Genomic DNA, 18,781 nt, shown 5'->3' on the forward strand with positions numbered 1-18,781 from the left:
CAAAGATTACGGAGTAGAGATTTAGATGGTGATTCAGCTCTGTATTTATGGGCTTGGTGGTATTGCAACACCTTTTATTGGAATCAAACTAATAGATATGTTATTACAAATATTCTGAACAAATATGAAAAGTCAATTAATTATATCATTAAAAATATTGGGAATAATGACTCTGCTTTTAGGCGTTATCTATCCTTTGTTCATAACCGGAATTGCTCAATTGGCTTTTCCATCAAAGGCCAATGGCTCATTAGTTGAGGTCAATGGCATATTGCGAGGGAGTGAACTAATCGGTCAAAAAACAGATACAGCTATCTATTTCAATCCCCGACCATCGGCAACGGATTATAACACGCTGGCATCGGGAGGCTCGAACCTCAGCCTGACAAGTAAGAAGCTATACGAGCTTGTGCAAATACGAAAAACAGGCATCATCACAAAGAATAAATTATCTAATGAAACCATCGTCCCAGCAGATTTGTTATTCGCTTCGGCTAGTGGATTAGATCCGCATATCTCGCCCGAGGCAGCAAAGATACAAATACAACGCATATCTGAAGCCCGAGGATTTTCGGAAGGACAAAAGCAAAAACTAAATATGTTAGTAGATAAAGTGATAGAGTCACCTCAATTTGGTATATTCGGATGTAAGAGAGTAAATGTTTTTATGCTAAATTTGGAACTGGATAAGTTGAAATGAAAATGGAAGAAAATCGTCCTGATCCTGATAAGCTTTTAACTTCGATAAATCAGGAAGAGGAAATCAAGAAACGTGGGAAGTTGAAGATATTTTTCGGAATGTCTCCCGGTGTAGGCAAAACCTATTCGATGCTACAGACGGCACATATAGATTTGTCGAAAGGAGTTGATGTGGTGGTAGGATATATAGAGTCTCACAACCGACCTGAAACAAGCGCCCTATTAGAGGGGCTCGAAATTATCCCCCGTACAAAAATAGAATATAAAGGAACTTCTCTTGAGGAGATGGATTTGGATGCCATTATTTTGAGACATCCTTATCTGGTTTTGGTAGATGAGCTCGCACATACCAATGCAGAAGGAAGTCGCCATGCAAAACGTTATCAGGATATACAAGAGTTACTCGACAATGGTATAAATGTATATACTACTGTCAATATCCAACATCTGGAGAGTAGAAACGATACCGTAGCCCAGATAACTGGGGTAACCGTTAAAGAGACTATTCCGGACGAGCTGTTTGAAATGGCAGATGATGTGGAGTTGATCGACATCACTCCAAATGTTCTTCTCGACCGCTTGGCAGAAGGCAAGATATACGCCTTACCGGAATCGAAAGAAGCCGCAAAAAACTTTTTCAGGAAAGGGAATATAACAGCATTGCGTGAGATGTCGCTCCGCCTTGTTGCCGACAGGGTAGATAAACAGCTTAAATCTTACATGCAGCAGAAACAAATAGCTGGTCCGTGGAAGTCGGGGTTGCATCTGCTGGTTCTTGTAGGGCCAAGTAAATCTTCTGCCAAGCTGATACGATGGGCAAAAAATTTATCATATACGATGGGTGCAGACCTCGTCGCTTTGCATGTGGAAAACACACAGGTGCTGAATGAAGAGCAACAAGAACAATTATCTAAAAATATTGATCTTGCCCGAGAGTTTGGTGCAGAAGTAATAATAACCTCAGGAAGCGACCTCGTCTCCACGACACTGGATATTGCACATAAAGAAAACATTACGCATATTATTATTGGTAAATCGGGCAAACAGAGTTTCTTTTCATCGCTATTTTCTCGTGACAACTTTGTCAATCGGTTACTAAAAGAAAGTGGAGAAATAGACATTTACGTTATAGAACCGGGGTTTGAAGCAAAACAATATAAAAGAAAGTTAGTTTCTTATCCGGATTTTTCATCGTCATACAAACATTACATCATAGCTTTTATAGCCGTATTGGCTACTGTTTTGCTTTGCTTACCTATTGTTAGGGAGACAGGGTATCAGTCGATATCTTTTATTCTACTATTTGTAATCCTCATCCTATCCATGTTTTTCCGCTTGGGTCCTATCATGATGGCTTCGGCAGTAAGCGCCGTAGCATGGGATTTCTTTTTCATAACACCCCAATATACATTAAAGATAACTCAACCCGAGGATTTATTGGCATTCTGTATGTTCTTTGCGGTAGCATTAGTGACGGGAACACTAACAGCCAAAGTAAGGAAGCAGGAACGATTGACACGCAAGAGAGCCGAAAAAACAAACGCTTTATTTCACCTGACCAAACAACTTGTAAATGCAGAAAACACAAAAAAGATTTTAGAGGTTTCTAAAGAAGATATAAACAACTATTTTGGCGTAGATGCATATTTTCTTCTTCAAGATGGAGAAGGTAGATTAAAGAAAAAACAACAAAATGCGAAGCCGGGAGACTTTACGGAATCGGAATATAGTATTGCACAATGGGTTTTCAAACATTCGAAAAAGGCAGGAAAATACACTGACACTCTTTCTTTAAGTGAATATACTTTCTATCCTTTGAAAGGAATGAAAACGAAAGCGGGAGTTGTTGCGATAAAACCTAAAAAGAAATTTAACGGAGAGACTGAGCTATTTTGGGATACATTCCTTACACAAATATCGAATACGTTGGAGCATCATGATCTTGCTCAACAAGCAAAAAAAGCAAATCTGCTTGACGAGTCTGATAAGTTGTACAAAACACTATTCAACTCCATATCTCATGAGTTAAGGATTCCGATTGCTACAATTATGGGAGCATCGGACACTCTCCTAGCCGATTCACATCCCGAAAAAGTACGCAAGGAGCTATATAACGAAATACTCACAGCATCGGGACGGCTGAACCGTCTGGTAGAAAATCTATTGAATATATCGCGCCTCGAGACAGGAAAGATTACATTGCATACCGATTGGTGCGACATGAATGATTTGTTTAACAAAGTAACGGATAATCTACGAGACGAACTGAAACCTTACCGGTTGGATATTGTTGTACCGCAAACAATGCCTTTAGTCAAACTCGATTTCGGGCTGATGGAACAGGTATTGCATAATTTAGTATATAATTCATGTAAATACTCAACCCCGGGAACATCAATCCGCTTGAAGTCTTTCTATGATAATGAATATCTGATTATCCAGGAAATGGATCGAGGGCCAGGTTTTGCACCTGACACACTACCTTTTGTCTTCAATAAGTTCTTCAAAACAGGACATAAAACAACAGGTGGGTTAGGATTGGGGCTATCTATTGCTAAAGGATTTGTTGAAGCTCATAAAGGGACAATAAGTGTAGAAAACAGGCAGAATGGAGGGGCACGCTTCACAATAAAAATACCGACAAAAGTATCTTACATAAACGCATAAGCAGGATGAATAATACAGATACGATTCTGATTATAGACGACGAAACTCAAATACGCCGACTATTGGAAATAACTCTTTCGGCCAGCGAATACAAAACGATAGAGGCCACCACGGGTAAAGAGGGACTTCTGATGGCGGCTTCACACCAACCCTCACTTATTATCCTCGATTTGGGTTTACCTGATATCGACGGAATAGATGTATTGAAAAATCTGAGGGAGTGGTTTTATAAGCCAATAATTATTTTATCGGTACGCAATTCGGAAGAAGATATTGTACATGCTCTCGATAAGGGAGCAAATGATTACCTCTCAAAACCTTTTAGAACAGGAGAGCTGCTTGCCCGCATACGAGCATCACTAAGACAGGGGCAAATGGTAAACGAGAGTCCTGTATTTCAAATTGGAGATCTCTCTGTGGATATAGCAAACCACATTGCGAAGAAAAAAGATGAATTATTAGACCTAACACCAACAGAGTTCTCATTACTAAGTTTATTTGTTAAAAACCAAGGATGTGTGCTCACCCATCAGTATATACTCAAAGAAGTATGGGGATATGGATATGTAGAGCAAACCCAATATCTGCGTGTGTTTGTTGCCCAATTGAGAAAAAAGATAGAAGACAATCCCACTAAACCGACTCTATTAGTTACCGAATCAGGTATAGGATATCGGTTCGGGTTATAAATATAAGCCCCGCCTTTACAACTAGCACTATTCATTATTTAAATCATATTGTAAAATATCAAAATCATATTGTGTAATTTTTTGAAATTTCTATAATCTACTTTTGTGATGAATAGAAATTTTAAAACATGAATAACACTTTCAACTTTTTAGCTTTTGACTTGGGAGCAACTAGCGGACGTTCTATACTCGGAACGTTTGATAATGGAAAATTGGAATTGCGAGAGTTGACCCGGTTTGGCAATGATATATTACAGATACAAGGAAAGTACTACTGGAATATATATTCTATATACAACTCCATAAAGGAAGGCATGCGAGCAGCATCGTCTTTGGATATAGCAATTAATGCAATAGGTATAGATACATGGGGAGTCGATTTTGTCTATGTGGCCGAAGACGGAACAATATTGAGTCTTCCTCGTTCTTACCGAGATCCATATACAGAAAGAAGTCCTGAAAAATACTTCAAACTCATCCCAAAAGAAGAAGTATACAAGCTTACCGGAATACAAATCATGAACTTTAACAGTTTATTCCAACTATATGCTGCCAAGATGGAAAAATCGGCGGCATTACAATCTGCAAAAGAGATATTGTTTCTTCCCGATGCGTTATCTTATCTTTTGAGTGGGAACAAAGCCTGTGAATATACTATAGCTTCTACTTCTCAGTTTCTTAATCCGTTAACAAAAAAGATCGAGAATAAACTACTAGAAGCGATAGAAGTACATCCCTCTGTCATTCCTCCACTAATAAAACCGGGGAAAGTAGTCGGATTGCTTCGAGACTCAATAGCTAAAGAGTGTGGATTAAATACAATTCCGATAATTGCAGTAGCAGGTCATGACACTGCGTCTGCTATTGTTTCAATACCTGCAAAGAATAAGAAATTTGCATATATAAGTTCCGGCACATGGTCGTTGATGGGCATAGAAGTAGATGAGCCCATTATAAATGAGCAATCATATAAAATGAACTTTACAAACGAAGGTGGGGTTGAAGGTACAATTCGTTTTCTAAAAAACATCACAGGCATGTGGCTGCTGGAGCAATGCCGTAAAGAATGGGAACAGTTAGGACGTACCTACACTTACGATGAGATTATAAAAATGGCAAAAACAGCAAAAGGCTTTCAATGCTTTGTTGATCCGGACAATGCCGTCTTTGCCAATCCGGAGAGTATGATAGAATCTATTATAAAATTCTGTACCGAAACCGGACAAAGTGCACCAAAAGAAGATGCTGAATTTATACGTTGTATTTTTGAAAGCCTTGCTTTAAAATATAAATATGTATTAAGTTGCCTTTGCGAATTATCTCCTCACGCTATCGAAGTTTTACATATTATAGGTGGCGGCTCACAAAATAAATTATTAAACCAGTTTACAGCTAATGCAACAGGTCTTCCCATTGTAGCTGGCCCGTACGAAGCTACAGCCATAGGAAATATCATGATGCAGGCCAAAGGATTGGGCTTGGTAAAGTCTCTTAAGGAGATAAGAACTATAATCAACGAGTCATTTACCCTTGAATCTTATGAACCACAAGATACTGAATTGTGGAATAACGCTTACGAAAAATTTTTGAAATTAATAGAAAAATAAAGAAGTGACCATGAAAAAAAATGAATTAGTATTAAAGTCTTTTGAAATAGCAAAAGAACGCTATTCGGAAATAGGCGTTGATGTAGAAGCTGCACTTAAGACATTACAAGATGTTGCAATCTCTATTCACTGTTGGCAGGCTGACGATGTAACGGGGTTTGAAAATCTGACAAATGTAGGAGGCGGCGGTATTCAGGCTACGGGAAATTATCCGGGTAAAGCTCGTAATATTGACGAGTTACGTTCCGATATTGAAAAAGTGTTAACCCTAGTAGGAGGAAACCATCGTTTAAACCTACATGAGATATATGGTGAATTTGGCAATAAAGCAGTAGACAGAGATCAGGTCGAACCTTCTCATTTTAGGGGTTGGATGCAATGGGCTACAGAAAATTCTTTAAAACTGGATTTCAACTCTACCTCATTCGGCCATCCTAAAAGCGGAGATTTAACACTTGCAAATCCTGACAAAGCGATTCGCGACTTCTGGATTGAACATACAAAGCGTTGTCGTGCTGTGGCTGAGGAAATGGGTAAATTCCAAAATGATCCGTGTATCATGAACTTGTGGATACATGATGGTATGAAAGACCTGACAGTAAACCGCTACAAATATCGTCAGATATTGGAACAATCATTAGATGATATATTTGCGACAGAATATCTCAATATGAAAGATTGTCTAGAGTCTAAACTTTTTGGCATTGCACTGGAGAGTTATACAGTAGGCTCTCATGATTTCTACCTGGGTTATGGAGCAAAGAAACAAAAAATAGTAACATTGGATACAGGCCACTTCCATCTTTCCGAAAATGTGGCAGACAAAATCTCATCATTACTATTATATACTCCCGAGATAATGCTACACGTAAGTCGTCCTATTCGCTGGGATTCGGATCATGTAGTTATACTGAATGATGATGTTATCGAACTGGCAAAAGAAATTATCCGGGCAGATGCATTGAATCGTGTACATATAGGTCTCGATTTCTTCGATGCATCTATCAACCGTATAGGTGCATACGTGATCGGCATACGAGCTACACAGAAAGCTCTATTACAAGCTTTGCTTGAGCCAATAGCAACATTACGGGACTACGAAGCCAACGAACAATATTTTGAACGTCTTGCACTTCTTGAAGAAGCCAAAGCTCTGCCTTGGAATGCTGTTTGGGACTATTTCTGTCTCAAGAATAACATCGCTGTAGGAGAAAACTATATTAGGGAAGTACAACAGTATGAAAAAGATGTAACAGCTAAAAGGATATAAAAATATCTGTAAAGCGAAAAAAGCATTCTTAGTATGAATACAATAATAGGTTTGGTTATAATTGCAATAGGGAGCTTGGGGCAGTCCAGTTCTTATGTTCCGATCAATAAAGTAAAAAATTGGTCATGGGAGTGTTTTTGGCTGATACAAGGTATTTTTGCTTGGTTGGTTTTTCCTTTTGTCGGAGCACTCCTGGCAATGCCGGACGGGCTGTCCCTTTTCGATGTTTATTTACAGCAAAGCGTCGCTGTTTATAAATCTGTCGGCTATGGAATTCTTTGGGGAATTGGAGGTTTAACATTTGGCCTGAGCATGCGTTATCTGGGAATTGCGTTAGGGCAGTCTCTCGCTTTGGGTACATGTTCGGCATTCGGAACGTTAATTCCGGCTTTGCTCAAAGGGCAAGATCTGTTTAGTGGCGAAGGATTGGTTCTACTTACCGGAGTGAGTATTGCCATTGCAGGGATAGCCGTTATCGGGTATGCAGGAGCATTGAAGTCGAGCAACATGAGTGAGGTTGAAAAGAAAAAGGCTGTAAAAGATTTTGCCTTAAAGAAAGGCTTACTCATTGCAATATTAGCCGGAGTAATGAGTGCCTGCTTCAATCTTGGTCTCGAAGCCGGAGCACCTATTAAGGCTCACATCCTCTCATTGGGCTCAGAAAGCTTGTTGACTTTGAACCCCATTATATTCCTTGTCACTATTGGAGGATTTGTTACAAATGCATGCTACTGCTTGTTTCAAAACTATAAGAATAAGAGTTTCAAAGATTATACGACAATCACAGCATCCAACTGGATTAACAACCTAATATTCTGCGATTTGGCAGGGCTATTATGGTATTCTCAGTTTTTCGGATTAGGAGTAGGGCAAAGCTTCTTCGAGCCGGGAAGTGTTATGATGGCTTTTTCGTGGAGCATCCTGATGTCACTCAATGTCTTGTTTAGTAATATTTGGGGTATCATACTCAAAGAATGGCAAGGTGTAAAGAAAAAGACGATTGTAATACTTGTAACAGGATTAGCAATTTTGATATTTTCGATAATTTATCCACAACTTTAAATAATAGAAAATGATTTTTAATATTAACGATAAGCTGAAAGAACAGCTTGATGAAGTAGCCGAAATTGCGGGTTATCTGTGGCAAAAAGGATGGGCAGAACGCAATGCCGGAAATATTTCAATAAATATAACTGATATTGTCGGAGATGAAAACAAAGACATACCCCCTTTGTCAAGTTTTCAGCTTCCTAAGAATATGATAGAATTGTCCGGTGACTTTTTCTACGTAACCGGAACAGGAAAACGAATGCGAGATGTGGCAAAAGACCCTTTAAAAAATGGCTCTATCGTGAGAGTTTCCAAAGATGGCAACTCTTATGATGTTATCGCAGTAGAAAACGTAAAGCCAACATCTGAATTAGCCTCACATTTTTCTATTTTATCTTCATTCAAGAAAAAAGGATCAAAAAACAGGCTGGTATTACATACTCATCCAACAGATCTTATTGCATTATCCCATATTCCTGAGCTGAAAAGCAGCGAGGCTTTGAACGATCTATTATGGGGAATGCACCCTGAAACGTTTATCGTTGTACCTCGAGGTATAGGTCTTGTGCCTTACGAAGTGCCCGGAACTACAGCTATAGCGCAAATAACACTTCCGGTACTCGATAAACATGATATTGTAATTTGGGAAAAGCATGGAGTATTTGCCGTGGGTGAGAATCTGACAGATACGTTCGATTTGATCGACACACTTTCTAAGTCGGCGCAGATATATGCATTTGCCAAAACTTGCGGATACACACCTGAGGGATTAACCAAAGAACAAATAAAAGGTCTGATAGAACCTTTTAATATACAGATTTGATACAGCTATAAGACTAATAATGAATCCATCCGGATTTTCTTACATAACAATATGAAAAAGAAAAATCTGGATGGATTCTATTTTAAGGGATAAAAAAATGATACAAAGATTATTATGACAGGCCGAAGGCTAAAACCCATTATTCGTTTTATCTTCCCATACTCCCTGAGTAAATCTTCTATGCTCTAAAGGAGTAATATTTGTTTTCTTTTTGAATGCAGTAAAAAAATACTCTTGATTTTCAAATCCCATCAGATAAGCAATTTCTTTCACAGGAATGGCGGTATTGGTCAATAGCTCTTTCGACTTTTGTATTTTTAGTTCCTGAATATATTGCAAAGGTGCAAATCCGGTGTATTCTTTAAAAACCTTACGAAAGCTGGAATAGCTCATATTCAATTCGTTTGCAATATCCTTCGGTTTTATATCTCTGAAATTTTCAAGAATCAGTATTTTTGCTTTGTTTACGTGATTTATAACTTCGGAACCTTCATAGGAATAATTCTTATCTAAAGAATATGCCAACCCTAACAAGTGATTGACTATTCCGGCCAACATTTGTTGAAACCCTGATTTTTGTTCTGCTGCTATTTCAATTGCCTGTTTGTATAAAGCTACGATCTGATCGTTTAACCCGACCTGAAAAATTGGTTTCTTTTGATTGAAAAATCCATTGGCAACCCTATTATCAATATTTATTCCGTTAAAACCAATCCAATATTCATCCCAACCGATGTTTTTGTCCGGCATATAATTATGCCACTCTCCGGGAAACAGTAAAAATATAGTTCCGTCCTTTACCGATTGGAATCTTTTTGTTTCGATGCTATTAGAAATAAATTTTCCACTCCCTTTTGTTATATATAATAACTGATATTCATCCAGAATACGCCCCCTTTCTGTTGAGAACAAGTAGCGTGTAGGATGATTTCTTGGAGGATATACCGTCTGAGGCGTAATAGACTGATATCCCACAGAATTAATTGTCAAGCCCCAAAGCTGGTCGCTTTCATTCACTATTAAATATTTCAGATGAATTGAATTTTTCATGTAATATCAAAAAAGAATAAGGCAAAGATTATGAGTACAAATTAAAAGCAAAACATTTAGATTGAGGCACATTTGAGTATGAATAATGGTAAAAATATCATTTCTTACAATCTATATATCAATTTGTCTAATGTATCAGAGACCCATGTATATAAATAAACCCTAAAAGTTGTCAACTTTTAGGGTTCTCTCAAATAATAGTGGTTTTTCAATTTACATTCAATTGCGCCTTAAATATTAACCTCCAACAACGGGCTGTTCCACCCTTTAATATCCAACTTTATATTATTGTTACTAATAGTACCTTTATTTACCTTACATTCCAGGATTTTCTTTTGTCCGGGTAATATACTTATATAATTGTCGGACCAGAAAGCAGGGGTAATCATCTCTCCTCTGTTATCCTTTAATTTCAGATTTACCATAAATGCTATTTTATCTGATGGGTTTTTTATCTCTACAGTATAAATTATATTATCCTGCTCTGCCTTTTTGTTTGTCTGAATATCTAACTCAACTGTTTTTAAAGTAGATAAACTCTTGAAATCCGCATAACTTTTAGCAGGAGTATGCACCCAGTCGGTTTTATCCCACAAATATTCATCTGGCTTAGAAGATAAACAATAGAAATTATCAGCGACCACCTCACCTTGCTGATTGAATATTTCTAAAGCAAGAAATATATTTTCTTTTAGAGGTGCTAGTTGTAAAATATTGACAGATGTATTTGTTCTGATATCTAATAGTATTTCTTTTTTCTCTTTTACGGTAGAGTTTATATCAAAAACCTGTACAATAGCCTTGTAACCGCTTATGTCTTTTAGCTGTTCATTAACGGCATATATACTATTATTTCCATAATTATAGATTAGCTGAAGCGGTAGATTCGCCTTCTTCACAGAATAATAAGCAGCCGTAGGCACTTTGTAATAATCGTACATTTGCCAATACAAAGATGGCCATGCTGAGTTTAACATCCATTGAACAATACCTGTGGTTTTGCCTATATTTACTCTAAATGCTTCAAACATAGCTCGAGTGCCATCGTAATTGACAAGATCAGCCTTCATTAGATAATCTTCCAGATTTTTAGCCTGTCCGTATTTATTATTTATAACAGTTGTCAGTTCTTTCAACGAGTTCATTGCAGCTGTAGAGGTCGTACAATGGAAATTCCAAGTATCATTTAGCGGCCACATTTTATCTTCAGGTATAAATTTCTTGATCGATTCTAAAACCGGAAGTTGTGCTCCTATTCCTGTTTCGGTATTGTAGCCAAATGCACCACCATAAAGAGTATCAATATACCAATAGTTTGGTCCTACATACTCATAAGGCCCCGCCATTTTAGTTCCTGTTTTACCCGACAGTTCACTAGTCCTCTCTTTTGCAGCACCTACATAGATTCTGTTATCTGACTCTTTTAAGAATGCCAAATATTTCTCTTCCAATTTTGGGGTCGGAAGCATATCACTTCCAGGCATCCAAGATATAATACTCGGATGATTGCGCAACCATAGCACTTGTGTGGAGAAAGATTCTGCAATAAGATCAATTTCTTTATCGGTGAGTATACAACCATACATTTCATCACATGGTTTTCCAAAATATGCCTCCCACTCCCATTGGCAACTCCAACCTACAACAGCCATTATTCCGTATTTATCACACAAATCATATATATTAGAGCTTGTAGCCCAAAAACTTTCGAAGCGAATCATGTTCATATTCATGTCTTTGACATACTGCACCTGTATTTCGTTGCTCTCAGGAGTATCGCGCAGAAATATATCGTCTGTCCATCCGGCTGCTTTTAGCAAAACGTTCTTTCCGTTTAGTTTAAAACCTCTATATCCTTCTTTTGTCAGATAAGATTCTATTTGACGTATACCAAAGGTTATATCTTCTCTGTCTGATACAGTATTATCTGTTTTAAATTTTAAGTCCAGATTGTAAAGTTCGGGGCTACCCATATTATTGCACCACCAAAGTCGAGGATTTTTGATGTGTAATATTGCCGCCTCAACCGATGTTATCTTTACTTTTTTCTTTTCGTAAGGAGCCAAAGTAACCGAATAAGAAAATTCTTTCGATTCTATTTCTCCCACCAAATCTCCTGAAATTTCCTGATCTGTAAGATTTTCAACTTCAGTTTCTATTGTAAGCCACGCTTCCTCTAACGTTTCAGTATTTACTTCAGGTTTCACATATGTATTATTCAATCTTACATTACCTGTTATAGATAAATATACATCTCTGTATATTCCCATACTTTCGTCAGCCGGGCGAGGATTCCAATCGGCAAATCCTGTATTAGGATCTCCGGGGCGGGCTCTAAAAACTTCTACAGCTAAAACATTATTATCTGATTTTACATGTGGGGTTACATCAAAAGAGAAATGACGGTATGTTCCATATATAGAATCTTTTGAGGCTATTAATTCTCCATTCAACCAAATATTTGCATAATATGATATTCCATCGAAACAAAGAGATACATGCTGATTATTATTCAACTCAGGCAATGCAAATTCATTACGATACCAGAACGGTTTATCAAACTGGATTTTATCTATATCTTTAATATTTGTTCCTACAAAAATATCAGGAAAAACTCCATTTGTAGTAAGAACACCCATCACTGTAGATGGAACTGTTGCTCTATACCAATTCTCTATCGACTGTTGAGAACTAGATACAAAGTGTCCTTTACCTTCTATGCTATCAGACGATTGAATATACCAGTTAGTAGCTAGATTAATTTTTTGATGTATATTCTCCTCTTGTTCACGGCAAGAGTTTACCGAAAAAAGAAGACATAATAAAATAAATACTGATAATAGTTTTTTGTAAATCATGGCATTTGACTTGAGTAATTTATCTGTTTTTCTTAGTAGATGAAAATATACAGAAAATTGTAAATATGGAGAAAGAGAATGCAAGATATAATCTTGCATTCTTCTATCCCCAAAAACATTAAAATTGATTAGAAATTGGCTTTGTTCACATCCCACCAAATACGAGTTATAGGCAAATCTGGACCTCCTAATTTTTTAATTGCATCAGCAACTCCCTCTGCATTACCACTTACTTCTGATTCAGAGAATTCAACTCTACGGAATCCCGTTTCTGTTGGAACAGCACCTCCGCTCGTATTATTAGTAATAGGGAATAATTTAGGATAGCCTGTGCGGCGATATTCAGCCCAAGCATTATATCCCTCAGGAAATCCGGCAATCCATTTTTGAGTAATAATTTTTTCTAGTTTAATCTCATTACTTGCAGCATCATCCCATTTTGGAGAAACTTTAGATACTGCGGGGCTACTTTCTGTAGCAGGTTGTAATTGATCTGTAAACGCTGCCGGAAGCTTATCACTATTGAAGTAATCGCTAAGAGAAACTTTCCATTGACTGAAAGATTTTGTTATTCCTGATTCATAATAAGACTTGGCTGTACCACCTCCCATATTCCATCCTCTCAAGACACCCTCTGCGCGAAGAAAATCTGCTTCTGCAGCAACCAGCAATATTGCAGGCATAGAGTTATCATTCATATGAATAGGAGGAGAAATCTTATAAAGCAATGGATCTCCACCAGGCACATACTTGTTTTCTGCCAAATTATGAATTCCCTGACGCATTCCTTTTATTTGACCAATATGTTCTCCTGCATTTACGGGTAAAGCATAGGCTTGTAAACGAGGGTCTTGATATCCAGATAAAATTGATTCGACATTAGCACTTATAGAGGTATCTCCCCATTTAGCAATTGCTGTAAGTGGATGAAAATATCCTTTTCCACTAATAGTAAAATTACCACTATTATCTTCTATCAAACCATATGCAGCTTTTATAGCTTTCTCGGCTTCTGTTTTAGCTAAATTGGGATCAGCTTTAACAATACGCATAGCTAAACGAAGATGTAATGTATTGGCATATTGTATCCATTTAACATAATCTCCTCCGTATGCCATATCAAATTTAGCAAAAGGTTTTGCATTACGAGTCTCTTCTGCATTTACATATTCATTAAGTACTTGAACAGCTGTATCTAGATCTTTAAAGAAATTCTTATACAATTCTTCAACAGAATCATATGTACCTCCTGTTTTTGAATCTCCATAAGTAGAGTAGATAACAGGCCCATATATATCAGATAAACGAGCCAATGCTGTTACTTTTAGTATTTTGTTGATAGCATCAAAATGTCCATAAAAGTCATAATCTTTCTCCGACTCTTTTTTAACAATAAGCGTACTGGGCATCATATAAGCATATGTATAATCCCAAGCAGGATCACTCCATCCTGGCTTATAGGAATATGTTCTGTTATCACTTGTAACACCACCAAAGGCTGTTGCCGGGCATAGATAGCCAGAAAATATATCCGCGTTTAGATTTTGCATTACCTGAAAAGTCCAGTCTGTACCCCATCCCCAATTAAAATTGCAATATATCATTTGCTGCATTCCCGGAAAATAAGCCCCTATCTGGTTAAAATCATAAGAAAGTTGCTCTTCATCTATCCCTATCTTATTTTTATTGAGGTCTTCAAAACTATCAGTACAAGAAGTGATTAATCCCAATAATAAAAATCCGACAATTGTATGTTTTAATATCTTTTTCATATTTTCTAGATTTTAGAAGTCTAATTTTAAATTAAATCCAAATGATCTCAATGATGGCATACCAAAAACATCTATACCTTGTAAGTTATTTCCGGTAGATAAAGATGCATCTGGATCATACGACGCATTATTCTTAAAGAAGAATAAATTTTTTCCAACAAATGAAAGTTCACAACCCCTTACAAACTTATTAACAAACAGTTTTGCTGGTAATCTATAGCCAAAGGATAGCTCTCTCAACCTTATATTTGTAGCACTTTCCACATAATATTCAGTAATACCACTACGTCCGCCAACAGCATCATAGAACCCTTTTACATCTTTGATTTGTTTACCATCAAAGTTCACATATCCTCTATTTCTATCATCTCCTGTCCTTTTAGTCACACCATACAGATCAAGATCAGCTTGAGTGATTGATAATACATCGCCCCCAAAACGTCCATCTATAAGGAAATATAATGTAAAGTCTTTATATTTGAATGTATTACTCCAACCTAAATTAAATTTAGGGGCACTATTTGCTATTTTCTCAAAATCGCCTGTTGATGCGTAAGGAAGATCTTGATCGTTATACAAGATATTCCCTTTATCATCTCTAGCAAATGTTCTACCATAAATATCTCCAAAAGCTCCCCCTTTATATAAACGCATCTGATAGTTATTAGAATTTTGATCTCCAAACTTAAAGAAATCCAGATCTTCAGCAAGTTCTTTTACCTTATTACTATTCTTTGCAAAGTTTACTGAAGTTTTCCAAAGAAAATCATTAGTCATTACCGGACTACCTCCTAATACGATTTCTATACCTTTATTTTCGATGTCCCCTGCATTAATATAATAGTAGGAATAACCAGATCCTGAAGGTGCAGGCATCGTAAACAACTGATTTGTTGTATTCGTTTTGTAGAATGTAAAATCAAAATCAATTCGGTTATTCAAGAATTTCCATTCTGTACCAAACTCCCAGGATTTTGTCATCTCGGGTTTCAATTCAGTAAATGGAGCATAGCCATTTTGAATTAGAGAACCACCAGCACCTATCGAATTGATTGGATGGCTAATATATGGAGGCAAACCGTTTCCTACTTTTGCCCAAGAACCTCTGACTTTTCCAAAACTAATGAATTCTGGAAGCTTAACAGCTTCATTAATAACCCATGTCAAACCTACTGAAGGATAAAAGAAACCATTATCTACACTTTTGGTATATGCTAATGTGGAAGTCCAATCATTCCTTGCTGTAACATCAAGGAATAAACAATCTGCAAAACCTATTTGTCCTGCAAAAAAGATAGATTGCGATTGAGTATGTAGATCCTCTTCTGTAATATAACCTCCATTCAGGTCGATATTGGCAACTGTAAATACATTTGGAAAGAACAAGGTACTCGGACGAGAGTCTAATCGAAGCGACTTATTTCGTTGATCTGTAACACTTGTACCGAAGGATGCAGATACTGAAAATTTATCATTTAATTTTTTCTGATAAGTCATTAACAAATCCGCATAAGTACTTAGCATTGTTGCTTCGTAAGTAATATATCTACCATTTTCTCCAGCCAGATTGTTATGAGTCCCTACATACATCTTCTGATTATATTTATCTGATATATAATCAGCTGTACCTCTTGCCTGAATATTTAAATCTTTAGTTATCTTGTAATTTACAGATAGATTTGCAATAGTACGTAATCGAACATCTTCACTTGGGGTTTTATTCACTAACCAATAAGGATTCTGATCCATATCTGAGAATCCACCATACCAATTCTGTACATATAAGTTGCGACTTTCGTTAAAACGCTGATAATTATTTTTATAATAATCGAACGACTCGCCTCCCTGAACGCCACCTCTTGGGAAATGATATAGACCGACCAATGGATTCATATAATATCCCCCTGGTGTAGACCCATTATTTAACCTTTGATATAATAAATTGATATTAGCGTCAAGCGTCAGTTTATCATCGAAAAAGTTTGCTGTTTCACGAAAGTTAAAGTTATGTTTATTCAGAGTATTATTCTCAATAACTCCTTTACCGTAAGTATTCGCATAAGAGAAATATGTCTGCATCTTTTCCGAACCTGAACTTAAAGCAATTGAGTTTATAGTTGTTATTCCAGTATTAAAGAACTCCCCTGTGTAGTCGGACTTTGAATCTTTTGTAATCTTATCTCCCCAACTCTTTTCTGCTCCGGTATAAGTATTTTGAAAATCAGGAATACCATAAGCTGCATTATCAAATGTTGTATTAGAGTTAAAGCTAATCGATGTACGTCCCACTTTCCCTTTCTTTGTTGTAATAACGATAACACCGTTAGCAGCCTGACTTCCGTAGAGAGCTGCAGCTGATGGCCCTTTCAGTATATTCATTGATTCAATATCATCTGGATTCAGATTAGATATACCATCACCACCATCACGATTTCCGGCATCATTAGTACCTCCAATGGAAGTAGAAGTTTGATCTGTAATTGCATTATTCATCGGAACACCATCAATTACATAAAGAGGCTGGTTATTTCCTGATGCGGAACGATTCCCCCTAATAACAACTTTCGCCGAACCACCTAATCCTGAGGCACTCCTATTAATTTGAACCCCTGCAGTTTTACCAGCCAGGGCTGTTATCATATTAGGATCCTTAGTCCTTGTCAGCTCATCTCCTCCGACAACTTGAGTCGAATAAGTTAAAGATTTTTCTTTCTTTTTTATACCTAATGCTGTAACAACTACTTCATCAAGCACTTGAGAATCTTCTTTTAATGTAAAGTCCATTGTTGTTTGTCCTTTCAATGCGACTTCTTGTGGATGGTAACCAACATAGGTGATTACAAGAGTAGCATTTGCCGGAACCGTCAAGCTATAATCGCCATCTACCCCTGTCATCGTTCCATTTGTTGTGCCTTTTTCTGACACACTGGCACCAATCAAAGGTTCTCCGGCCTCATCTAGGGCAATTCCTTTTACTGTAATTTTTTGAGCTTGTTGTGTTGTCTTGGGATCCTGATTAACGTCTTTCTTTTCAGAAAGAAGGATTTTCTTATCTCTTATTTCGTAAGAGATGTTTGTTCCAGAAAAAACTTTCTGCAACACTTGAGGCAAGTCTGTGTTTGTTACCTCAATGCTTACAATTCTATCGGTATTGACTACAGGCTGGCTATATGCAAAAGTATAACCTGTCTGTTCGGCAATTGTTGATAAAACTTTTTCCAGCTTCGCCTGCTGAAGATTCATAGTTACTTTTTGTGCAGACACTGTTATCGTCGTACACAGAAACATAACCAGAAAAGCTAAAATTACACGTTTCATAGTTTACATTTTTTAAGGTTAAAAAATAGGTCCTTTACATAATAGACCCACGAGGATAAAAAAAGTATGACTAGGAAGTGTATTTTTTTTATAATTTTATTTTAGTAGGGCTATTACATGCTGACAATCACCGTGTTTTCATCAAGAGTAAATTTTACAGGAGAGATCTTTTCTAAGTCTTTTAAAATTTTCTCTAATGATACGTTCTCCGAAACAATGGTGTATGAGTAAATATAAGCTCGCCTGTCTTCTACTGTAAAAGAAACATTATACCAACGTTCGAGATCTGCAATAACATCTTTTAGAGGTGTATCTTTAAATGCGAGAATATCTTTTTTCCATAACGAAACAAAACCTGTATCCTCATTTTTCGTAATTCTACATTCACCGGTTTTTCGATCATAAGCAAGTTTTTCTCCCGGCTTTATGTAATATTGTCCTTTTGTAAAAGGTATAAGGCTTATATTACCATTATCCAAAGCTAAATATATTAGATTACTGGTAGAATATGCCTTAACATTGAACTCTGTACCATAGACCTTTACCATATCATCATCTATTTGTACAATAAAAGGTCTGTCAGGGTTTTTATCTACTGTAAAATAGGCTTCTCCGTTCAAAAAAACTTTTCTGTCAAACAAACTAAACTTTTTAGGGTAACGCAAATGGGTATCCGAATTCAGATACGCTTTTGTTCCATCCTGAAACAGAACCTGTAATCGCTCACCTTTAGGTACATATACATCAACATACTCTGTTTTACCAAAAAGATCTACTTTTTTATTAACCTGCCACCCCAATCCGAGCAACAAAATAAATGGTATGACGATAGCAGCTGCTCTGTATATTGTACGACGCAATTTTCGCCGCCTTTCCCTGGCAAGTATTTCATTAAACATTTTATCTGATGGAATTTCATGATCAACAAAAAGCTCTTCATAGCCTTCTTTTGCATTAAAAGAACGCATATCCATCTCA

Annotated in this window: 12 protein-coding genes; 7 read left to right on the forward strand and 5 right to left on the reverse strand. The window is 36.9% G+C overall.

Features of this window, described 5'->3' with window-relative positions; translation table 11 throughout:
* The first annotated feature begins 124 nt into the window (after nucleotides 1–124).
* The 7 genes from kdpC (at nucleotide 125) to rhaD (ending at nucleotide 8,805) form a co-directional block, all read left to right on the forward strand.
* Nucleotides 125–700: a potassium-transporting ATPase subunit KdpC gene (gene kdpC, locus LDB17_RS12145; RefSeq protein ID WP_252639132.1), complete on the forward strand. Its 576-nt coding sequence runs from the start codon at nucleotides 125–127 to the stop codon at nucleotides 698–700.
* A 2-nt stretch (nucleotides 701–702) separates the two neighbouring features.
* The gene (locus tag LDB17_RS12150) at nucleotides 703–3,366 is read left to right on the forward strand and encodes a DUF4118 domain-containing protein (RefSeq protein ID WP_393925041.1); all 2,664 of its coding nucleotides are present in this window, start codon (nucleotides 703–705) and stop codon (nucleotides 3,364–3,366) included.
* Nucleotides 3,367–3,371: 5 nt separating this feature from the next.
* Nucleotides 3,372–4,055, forward strand: a complete 684-nt coding sequence (locus LDB17_RS12155; RefSeq protein ID WP_252639126.1) for a response regulator — start codon at nucleotides 3,372–3,374, stop codon at nucleotides 4,053–4,055.
* Between the two features lie 128 nt (nucleotides 4,056–4,183).
* Nucleotides 4,184–5,662: a rhamnulokinase family protein gene (locus tag LDB17_RS12160; protein WP_252639120.1), complete on the forward strand. Its 1,479-nt coding sequence runs from the start codon at nucleotides 4,184–4,186 to the stop codon at nucleotides 5,660–5,662.
* Between the two features lie 10 nt (nucleotides 5,663–5,672).
* A complete protein-coding gene (locus LDB17_RS12165) occupies nucleotides 5,673–6,932 on the forward strand; it encodes an L-rhamnose isomerase (RefSeq protein WP_252639115.1) in 1,260 nt (419 codons plus the stop codon).
* 33 nt (nucleotides 6,933–6,965) lie between these two features.
* A complete protein-coding gene (gene rhaT / locus LDB17_RS12170; protein WP_252639114.1) occupies nucleotides 6,966–7,994 on the forward strand; it encodes an L-rhamnose/proton symporter RhaT in 1,029 nt (342 codons plus the stop codon).
* Between the two features lie 10 nt (nucleotides 7,995–8,004).
* Nucleotides 8,005–8,805: a rhamnulose-1-phosphate aldolase gene (gene rhaD, locus LDB17_RS12175; RefSeq protein WP_252639113.1), complete on the forward strand. Its 801-nt coding sequence runs from the start codon at nucleotides 8,005–8,007 to the stop codon at nucleotides 8,803–8,805.
* 129 nt (nucleotides 8,806–8,934) lie between these two features.
* On the opposite strand, the gene LDB17_RS12180 is transcribed toward rhaD, so the two are convergent.
* The 5 genes from LDB17_RS12180 to LDB17_RS12200 form a co-directional block, all read right to left on the reverse strand.
* On the reverse strand, nucleotides 8,935–9,855 hold the full coding sequence (locus tag LDB17_RS12180) for an AraC family transcriptional regulator (protein ID WP_252639112.1): 921 nt from the start codon (nucleotides 9,853–9,855) through the stop codon (nucleotides 8,935–8,937).
* 230 nt (nucleotides 9,856–10,085) lie between these two features.
* Nucleotides 10,086–12,713: a sugar-binding domain-containing protein gene (locus LDB17_RS12185; RefSeq protein ID WP_252639111.1), complete on the reverse strand. Its 2,628-nt coding sequence runs from the start codon at nucleotides 12,711–12,713 to the stop codon at nucleotides 10,086–10,088.
* A 128-nt stretch (nucleotides 12,714–12,841) separates the two neighbouring features.
* Entirely contained in the window at nucleotides 12,842–14,485 is a 1,644-nt protein-coding gene (locus LDB17_RS12190; protein ID WP_252639110.1) for a RagB/SusD family nutrient uptake outer membrane protein, read from the reverse strand.
* A 12-nt stretch (nucleotides 14,486–14,497) separates the two neighbouring features.
* Nucleotides 14,498–17,803 (reverse strand): TonB-dependent receptor, encoded by a 3,306-nt coding sequence (locus tag LDB17_RS12195; protein WP_252639109.1) that lies wholly within the window; start codon nucleotides 17,801–17,803, stop codon nucleotides 14,498–14,500.
* Between the two features lie 113 nt (nucleotides 17,804–17,916).
* Nucleotides 17,917–18,781, reverse strand: an 865-nt coding sequence (locus LDB17_RS12200; RefSeq protein ID WP_393925042.1) for a FecR family protein, incomplete at its 5' end; no start/stop codon positions are given.

Origin of the sequence: Dysgonomonas sp. Shenzhen-Wh21 (assembly GCF_043392705.1) — a bacterium.
Taxonomy (GTDB): Bacteria; Bacteroidota; Bacteroidia; order Bacteroidales; family Dysgonomonadaceae; genus Dysgonomonas.